Annotated in this window: 6 protein-coding genes; 4 read left to right on the top strand and 2 right to left on the bottom strand. The window is 73.9% G+C overall.

Annotated features, from left to right (window positions below; translation table 11 throughout):
- Window positions 1-53 precede the first annotated feature (53 nt).
- Both ACFWJ4_RS40025 and ACFWJ4_RS40020 read right to left on the bottom strand, forming a co-directional pair.
- Entirely contained in the window at window positions 54-1,844 is a 1,791-nt protein-coding gene (locus ACFWJ4_RS40025) for a beta-galactosidase family protein (protein WP_380553988.1), read from the bottom strand.
- A gap of 157 nt (window positions 1,845-2,001) precedes the next feature.
- Window positions 2,002-2,655, bottom strand: coding sequence for a hypothetical protein (locus tag ACFWJ4_RS40020; protein WP_380553985.1), 654 nt, complete (start codon window positions 2,653-2,655; stop codon window positions 2,002-2,004).
- Between the two features lie 235 nt (window positions 2,656-2,890).
- On the opposite strand from ACFWJ4_RS40020, the gene ACFWJ4_RS40015 reads away from it, so the two are divergent.
- The 4 genes from ACFWJ4_RS40015 to ACFWJ4_RS40000 all read left to right on the top strand — a co-directional run bounded on the left by ACFWJ4_RS40015 (window position 2,891) and on the right by ACFWJ4_RS40000 (window position 8,030).
- Window positions 2,891-4,183: an alpha/beta hydrolase family protein gene (locus tag ACFWJ4_RS40015; protein WP_380553982.1), complete on the top strand. Its 1,293-nt coding sequence runs from the start codon at window positions 2,891-2,893 to the stop codon at window positions 4,181-4,183.
- Window positions 4,184-4,642: 459 nt separating this feature from the next.
- Window positions 4,643-5,653, top strand: coding sequence for a metallophosphoesterase family protein (locus ACFWJ4_RS40010; protein WP_380553979.1), 1,011 nt, complete (start codon window positions 4,643-4,645; stop codon window positions 5,651-5,653).
- Window positions 5,654-5,775: 122 nt separating this feature from the next.
- The gene (locus ACFWJ4_RS40005) at window positions 5,776-6,486 is read left to right on the top strand and encodes a TetR family transcriptional regulator (RefSeq protein ID WP_380553977.1); all 711 of its coding nucleotides are present in this window, start codon (window positions 5,776-5,778) and stop codon (window positions 6,484-6,486) included.
- A gap of 2 nt (window positions 6,487-6,488) precedes the next feature.
- On the top strand, window positions 6,489-8,030 hold the full coding sequence (locus ACFWJ4_RS40000; RefSeq protein WP_380553975.1) for an FAD-dependent monooxygenase: 1,542 nt from the start codon (window positions 6,489-6,491) through the stop codon (window positions 8,028-8,030).
- Window positions 8,031-8,321 lie beyond the last annotated feature (291 nt).

The following is an 8,321-nucleotide window of genomic DNA, read 5'->3' as shown; positions in this document are numbered from 1 at the left end:
CCGGAGGGGAACGGCCGCCGACGGGCCGGTGGAGCGGGCCGGAGCCCGCAGGCTCAGTACTCGGAGCTGGGAGCGGCGGCGGGCGGCCCGAGGTCGGGCCGGTCGCGGAGCTCGATCTCCTCGCCGTGGCCGTCCAGTTCGAGCAGCACGAGCTCGTTGACGCCCGCCCGCCACAGCGGAGCCGGGGCGTAGAGGGTCCGCTGCGGGCCCTGCGCGGAGTAGCGGCCGAGCAGGAAGCCGTTGAGCCAGAGCAGTCCGCGGCCCCAGTCGGGCAGGGCGACGAAGGCGTCGGCGGGCTCGGTGAGCGAGGCCTCGAAGCGGTGGAAGGCCGGGTCCGCGTCGACGGCCGCAGCCGCCTCCTCGTAGCGCAGGCGGCCCGGATCGGAGAGCGGCAGGGGGCGGATCTCCCAGTCGAACAGCCGCTGGTGGCCGTGGGAGACGCCGCGGCCGATGCCCTTGCGGTCGTCCAGCAGGGGGCCGTAGTTCACCCGGCCGAGCGCCTCGACCAGGATGTCCAGCACGACGCCCTGCGGCCCGACCTCCAGCGGCAGGGTGTCCGCCGGGGCGTCGCGGTGCAGGACACCGAGCGGCCGGCCGTCCGCGAACACCTGGGCGCGGTCACCGATGCCGTCGATGCGCAGCGGCATGGACGGCCGGGGGCCGGAGATCCGGGTGCGGTAGTGGATGAGACCGAGCGACTGGCCGACCTTCTCCATGGGCTCGGGGACGGGGCGGCGCACCGGCTCGGACAGGGCGTCGAGGTTCGCCAGGAGCCGCGCGGAGGCGGCGCGGCGCCGGACGCGCTGCGGAGCGACGCGCGGGACCGGCCCGGGCAGCTCGCCCTCGGACAGGGGGAGGTACTTGCCGATGACGGCGCGGAAGGCGTGGAACTTCTCGGTGAGTTCGCCGGCCTCGCCGATCGGGGCGTCGTAGTCGTAGCTGGTGACGGTCGGCTGGTACCCGGTGTCGAACGGGCGGGTGCCGGTGTGGTTGGCGCCGGCCCAGAAGCCGAAGTTGGTGCCGCCGTGGGCCATGTAGAGGTTGACGGAGGCCCCGGTGGCGAGGAGCTCGTCCAGTGCCCGGGCGGACTCGGCGGCGTCGCGCACGTGGTGCGGCTCGCCCCAGTGGTCGAACCAGCCGATCCAGAACTCCATGGCCGTCAGCGGTCCCTCGGCCTGGTAGCGCCGCAGCACCTCGAACCGCTCGGCGGGCCGGGAGCCGAAGGTCGCCGTGGCGAGGTGGCCCGGAACGCCGCCGCCCTGCTGCATCGCGTCCTCCGCGCCGTCCGCCGTGAACAGCAGGCAGTCGACGCCGCGTTCGAGCAGGCCGTCGCGCAGGTGGAGGAGGTACGCGCGGTCGTTGCCGAAACTGCCGTACTCGTTCTCGATCTGCACGGCCACCACCGGGCCGCCCCGGCTCGCCAGCAGCGGCAGGATCTCGGGCACGACGGCGTCGAACCAGCCGTCCACCTCGGCCAGGTAGGCCGGGTCGGCGCAGCGCAGCCGCATCCCGTCGGCGGCGAGCAGTCGGGCCGGCAGGCCGCCGAACTCCCACTCCGCGCAGATGTAGGGGCCGGGCCGCAGGATGACGTCGAGGCCCTGCTGCCGGGCGAGGCGGCTGAAGCGGGCGACGTCGCGCCAGCCGGTGAAGTCGAAGGCGCCGGAGGGCAGCTCGTGGAAGTTCCAGGGGATGTAGGTGTCGACGGTGTTGGCGCCCATCGCGCGCAGCCGGCGCAGGCGGTCCTCCCAGAGGTCGGGATGGACGCGGAAGTAGTGCAGGGCACCGGAGACGACGCGGTGCGGCGCCCCGTCCCGGACGTACCCGGTTTCGTCGTGGTCGAGCATCAGGGGCCAGCTTTCTGAGGGCTGCGGGAGGCGAGGCAGGGTGGCTGCCACGATGATCGAGCGTACCCAGTTCGAGGACACTTGGAAAGCGCTTTCCCTCAGGGCTTGCCGGTTGCGCGCGCGGTAGCTGCGGGGGAGGAGGCGAGCGGGGCCGGGGTCACTCCTCGAAGGTGAGCAGGGTCGCCACCGTGTTGCCCTCGGCGTCCAGGCACGCGGTCGTGTTCGACCCGTCCGGGTTCGCCAGGACGCCCAGCACGGTGCCGGTGCCGGCCTCGTCCGGGAGCATCAGCCAGCCGTGCGCGAAGTCGCCCTCGACCGGCTCCACCGGCCAGTCGGCCGGGTCGATCGAGGCGCCCCGGAGGACCTCGCGGAGGTTCTCCAGCGGCCGGCCGTCGCCCTCGGCGGCGCGCGCGTGCAGGGCGGCCCAGGCGCGCCGGAGCATCGGGGTGGACGGTCCGATCCAGGTGGTGCCGGGGTCGGCGTGCAGCACGGCCAGGCCGGAGGGCGTCGCCACCCGGTCGCCCCATTCCTCCGTCCGGACCGGGACGGTCCCGCAGGGGTGCACCAGAGCGGCCACCGGGTGCTCGGGCGCGTCCTCGCGGGAGACCAGGTAGACCGGCGTGCCGCCGGGCCGCATCGGGAAGCCCGTGCCCTCCGGGCCCAGCGGGTCGTAGATCGTGCCGTGGTCGGCGGCCCCCCGGACCGGGCCGATCCGCTCGATCCGCCAGCCGTCGACGCTCCACCTCGCCTCGGACGGATCGGCCAGGGCCGTGATCAGAGCGGGCAGGTACTCGACATCGTCGTAGGACATCCGGTCTTCCCCAGAACTCGTAGGTGAGGAGGAGCGTAGGGCGTGCCTCCGACACCCCGCCCGGCGCGGGCCGGGGGCGATCCGGATCGCCACCCGCGGCCCGCCCGCCGCTCAGGGTGGAGGCGGGCTCGTCCGAGCGGCGGGTCCGCCCGGCGTGGCGGCTCCGACCTGCGGCTGAGCGGGCTACGCCGCGGGCAGGACGCGCCGGTGCCGGTGGCGAACCTAACGTGGCGTCATGTCGACAACTCCCCGGTGGCGGAGCGCCGCGCTGCTCGCCGTGCCCATCGCCGTCCTCCTCCCGCTGACCGGCCCGCAGGCCGCGTCGGCCGCCTCCCCGGCCGCCGGACCGCCTTCCGTCGCCACCTCGTCGCGCTCGCCCGTGCCCGTGTCCGTGGACGTGCCCGTGCCCGTGGAAGTGGGGGCGGACGTGGGCCTTGGCGTGGGCGCGGACCCGGGCACGGACGCGCGGGCGGACGTGGACGCGAAGGCCGGGGCGCCGCAGGTGCCCGCGCCCACCACGCACCGGCTGATCGGTGCCGCCTCGGTCCGCCTGGTGGACACCGGCCGGCACGACCCCTGGCGGCCGGACGCCGCCACCCGCGAACTGATGGCCACCCTCTGGTATCCGGCGCAGTCCGCGCGCGGCGGGCAACTGCCCTACCTCTCCCCGGAGATGTCCACCGCCCGGTACGGCACTCCGGAGCTCAGCGCCGTCGGGACGGGGGTGCGGGTCCGCACGGTGCCCGCGCCCGGGCGGCACCCCTTGGTGGTGCTCTCGCCCGGCTTCGGCCTCGACCGCTCCTCGCTCACCGCCCTCGCCGAGGACCTCGCGGCCCGGGGCTACGCGGTGGCCGCGCTGGACCACACCTACGAGACGGCCGTGCAGTTCCCCGACGGGCGGATGGAGTCCTGCCTGATCTGCGACAAGGTGGACGACCGACTGGCGGCCGAGGTCATCCGCAGCCGGGCGAAGGACATCGCCTTCCTGATCGACCGGCTGACCGCGCCCGGTCCGGGGCTCGTCCGCGGGCTGCGGATCGACGCCTCCCGGATCGGCGCGGCCGGCCACTCCATCGGCGGCGCGAGCGCCGTCGAGGCGATGCGGGTGGACGGCCGGATCCGCGCCGCCGCCAACCTGGACGGCGACTTCTTCGCCCCGCTGCCCGCCGAGGGCCTCTCCCGCCCGGTGCTGCTGCTCGGTGCGCAGCGTCACGCCGGCGAGTCCCCGACGGCGAACTGGGACGAGACCTGGCAGCACCTGACCGGCTGGAAGCGCTGGCTGGACCTGCCGGAGGGCGGGCATCTGTCGTTCTGCGACGTGCACTGGCTGGTGGACGCCCTCGGCATCCGTGACCAGGTGCCGCCCGACACCGCTCCGGCGCAGTACGGCAGCATCAAGGGCGCCCGCGCGCTCGCCGCCACCCGGGCGTACCTCGGCGCGTTCTTCGACCGGCACCTGCTCGACCGCCCGGGCCGACTGCTGGACGGGCCCTCGGCGGCCTTCCCGGAGGTCCGCTTCGCCAAGTAGGGCACGGCCCCGACGGGTTGGACCCACGGCGGCCGCCGCCGGCCCGCCGGCCGGTGGGGCCGGGGGCGGCCGTGGGGCCGGTGCGGCCGGGGCAGGCACGGCAGCGCAGCATCTCCAGCGGCGGGTGCGCGAGGAGGTCCGTACGTCGTCCCGCGCGCGGCCGAACACGGCCTCCGGGCTCGGAGGCCTGCCCGGCCGGGCCGCTGTCCCGGCGGAAAGTCTCCTCCGCGCCCTCCATGGCCGTACTGGCGGATGACACAAAGAAGTCGGCCGGGCGGCGCGGTTCACAGGAGCGGGCGACCCGTTCGCCGGGTCGGGCCCGGCCGCTCGACCCCGGGCGGCCTGTCGGACAGTGCCCGTTCACCTGGCCGCCCACTTGTTCGCTTATTGATAACGGGTCTGGTCCGAAGAGCGCGGCCGGGGTCCCTCGATCCCGTGCGACAGCCGAAAGGAAAGACCATGGAACGCAGGACCCTGCTCGGCGCGACCGCCGGAGCACTGGTGCTCGGAGGCCTCGCCCAGGGGGCCGCCGAGGCGGAACCCGCCGACGGCGGCGGCCTGGTGAGCACCTTCAACGTCATCAGTGACATTCAGGGCGACCTCGGCGACTTCGCCCAGGCACTGAAGGACATCCGGGCCACCAACCCGCACGCGTCGGGCCTGGCCGTCGCCGGGGACATCACGCCGCGCGGCTACGACTTCGAGTACGCCGACGTGCGGAAGGTGCTGGAGCAGGGGCCGAAGCCCCGCGAGGTGGCCTGGGCCATCGGCAACCACGAGTTCTACGTCCCCAAGTGGGCCGACCCGAACACGCTCGCCCAGAGCACCTGGCCCAACGGCACCACCGAGGAGTCCCTCTTCCGCGGCTTCTACCGCTTCGCCAAGCGGTCCACGATCTACGCGGAGACCACCTTCGGCGGCATCCCGGTCCTGACCCTCGGTACCGAGCGCTACATGAAGTACCACGACAACTCGCTGTGGGACGAGGTGTGGATCAGCGACGCGCAGTTCCAGTGGCTGGAGGACCGCCTGCAGTACTGGGCGAGGCGCCGGAAGCCGGTCATGGTGATCACCCACCACCCGCTGCCCGACACGGTCTCCGGCACCCGGAGCAAGATCTACATGGGCGACTACCTCCAGCCCGACCGCCTCCTCGGCCTCCTCGGGCGCTACCGCGACGTGTTCCTCTTCAGCGGCCACACCCACTGGGACCTGACCCTCTCCGACTGGTACGTGCGCCGCGTCGTGCCGGGCACCGCCAACCTCGACGGCTTCTCGGTGATCAACACCGGCGCGGTGCAGACCGGTTTCGCCGACAACGGGCAGGGCGGCGAGGTCACCGTCCCCGGGCACTTCAACCAGGGGCTCCAGGTGGACGTGTACCGGGACCGGGTCGTCATCAGGGCGCGCGACTTCGCGACGGGCGCCTGGATGAAGCGGATGTCCGTGCCGTTGTCCACGCGGATCTGACCTTCCGGCCTTCCGGCGTTCTGTCCTTCTGACCGTCAGGCCCTCGGGCTCCGTCGGCTCCGGAAAAACTTGCCGCCACGGAAACATTGCCGTGGCGGCAAGTTTCGTCCTATGCTGCTCGCATGGCACCTGCACCTGAGGCCCGTACGACCCGGCAGCCCGGACTCCGCGAGCGCAAGAAGCGGGAGACCCGGGTCGCGCTGAGCCGGGCGGCGATCCGGCTCTGCGTCCTGCACGGCTGGGACGCCGTGACGGTCGATCAGATCGCCGCCGAGGCCGACGTCTCGGTGCGCACCTTCCGCAACTACTTCGCCGGCAAGGCCGAGGCGATCGCCGCCAGTCACCTGGAGCGGATGCTCCGGGTCGCCGACGACCTGCTCGCCCGCCCGGCCGACGAGCCGCTCTGGGACTCGCTGTTCCACGCCGTGCTGGGCCAGTTCGCGCCGCCGGAAACCTCCGGGGCCGACAACTCCGCCGCGCAGAGCGAGCGTTGGCGCGAGGGGGTGCGGCTGATGCTGGCCGAACCGGCGCTGGCCGGCGAGATAGTCAAGGCCAACGCCGCCGCCCAGCAGGAGCTGGCCGAGGCCGTCGCGCGGCGCACCGGGACCGACGCCGAACGCGACGTCTACCCGAAGCTGGTGGCGGCCGTGATCGGGGCCGGCAGCGCGGTGGCCGTCGAGCACAGCCTTCGTGCCGACGATCCCGTGCCGCTCGGCACGGTCCTGGCCCAGGTCTTCGAGCAGGTCGCCGCCGGCCTGCCCGTCCCGTGGCGAGCGGCGGCGACCGACTCGCTCGCGGTGCCACCTCTTCCCGTTCGTACCAAGGAGACGTGACCGTGACAGCCGACGTGATCATCGTGGGTGGCGGCCCGAACGGGCTGATGCTGGCCTGCGAACTGAGCCTGGCCGGCATTCGCCCGATCGTGCTGGAGCAGCTCCCGCAGCCCAGCACCGAACCCAAGGCCAACGGCCTGCTCGGCCAGGTGGTCCGCCTGGCCGACCACCGCGGCCTGTACGAGCCGCTCAGCGGCAGCCCGGAGCCCCCGCGGCCGAACTCCGCCTACTTCATGTTCGCCGCCATGGGCCTCGACCTCGGCCGGCTGGACGCCAGCCCGGTCTTCGGCCTGGCCGCCCCGCAGCACCGCATCGTCGAGGTCCTGGAGGAACGCGCCCGCGCCCTCGGCGTCGACCTGCGGCGCGGGTACCGGGTCGGCGCCGTCGCGCAGGACGAGGAGGCCGTCACCCTCGACGTCACCGGTCCCGACGGCGACCAGCGGATGCGCGCCCGCTGGGTGGTCGGCGCGGACGGCGCGCACAGCGTGATCCGCAAGGGGAGCGGTATCGGGTTCCCCGGAGTCAGCTACGACCGCCGCACCAACCGCACCGTCCACGCCACCGTCCCCAGCGACTGGGTCGACCCCGTCAACGGCGCCCTCACCATCCCCGGCCACGGACCCGTCCTGCCCTTCCTGCCCCACCGCGCCGAACGGGGCGGCTTCTCCTACGCGCCGTTCCCGGGGCAGCCGCCGCTGATCAGCACCACCGAGTGGGACCAGGCCGCGACGGACGAGCCGATGACCCTGGCCGAAATGGAGTCGAGCATCCGCCGGGTCCTCGGCGTCGACCTGCCGCTCGGCCCGCCGGACGGCACCGGCCCGCACGTGCTGCGGCGGTTGACCGGCGGCAACACCCGGGTCGCCGACCGGTTCCGCGACGGCCGGGTCCTCCTGATCGGCGACGCCGCCCACGTCTACACCTCCGGCGGCGGCCCCGGGCTGAACCTCGGCCTGCAGGACGCCGCCAACCTCGGCTGGAAACTCGCCTCCGTGCTGCGCGACACCGCCCCGACCGGCCTGCTCGACAGCTACGACACCGAGCGCCGCCAGGCCGCCCGCCGCATGGTGCTCAACGCCGAGGCGCAGTCCGCGCTCACCGCACCGGGAAGCGACACGACCGCCCTGCGCGAACTCGTCGCCGAACTCCTCACCCACAAGGAGGTCGTCCAGCACCTCGCCGACCTCACCGCGGGCACCGACGTGCGCTACGACATGGGCATCACCGATCCCCACCCCGCAGTCGGCCGGTTCGCACCGGAGCTGGAGCTGACCACCGGGACCGGGAAGGCCAGGATCGCCGAACTCGCCCGAAGCGCACGGCCGTTGCTGATCGACCTGACCGAGGACCGGTCGCTGGCAGCCGCACTGGCGGAGGACCAGGACGCCGTCGAGGTCGTCGTCGCGAAGGGCGGCCCGGCCGGTCTCACCGGTCTGCTGATCCGCCCCGACGGCTACGTGGCCTGGGCCGGCGGCTCACCCCGCCCCGACCCGGCCGAACAGGCCGAGCTGCGGACGGCCGTCGGGCGCTGGTTCACGGTCTGACCAGCAGCGGCAGCGGCGGCAGCGGCAGCCGCCCGGCGCTGCCGGGGTTCCCCGGCGATTCGCCGGCCGCCGTTACGGGCCGCCCGGGGTGGGTAGGCGCGACCGGGCGAGGGGGCCGAGACCAGGACGAAGGGGGTCCCCATGCTGCTGCTGGGACTTCTGCTGATGGCGGCGTCCGGCGCGTTCGTCGGACTGCTGATCGCGGACAACCTCTCCGGTGGGCCCGACTACCAGGTGACGATCCTGGGCAACAACCTGGTGGCGCTGAACAGCCTGAGCATCTTCCTGGCT

It is taken from the genome of Kitasatospora sp. NPDC127067, from assembly GCF_042724755.1.
GTDB classification, from domain to species: Bacteria; Actinomycetota; Actinomycetes; order Streptomycetales; family Streptomycetaceae; genus Kitasatospora; species Kitasatospora lactacystinica.
The sequence above is the reverse complement of the archived record's forward strand: the minus strand, read 5'-3'. Positions and strand labels throughout refer to the sequence as shown.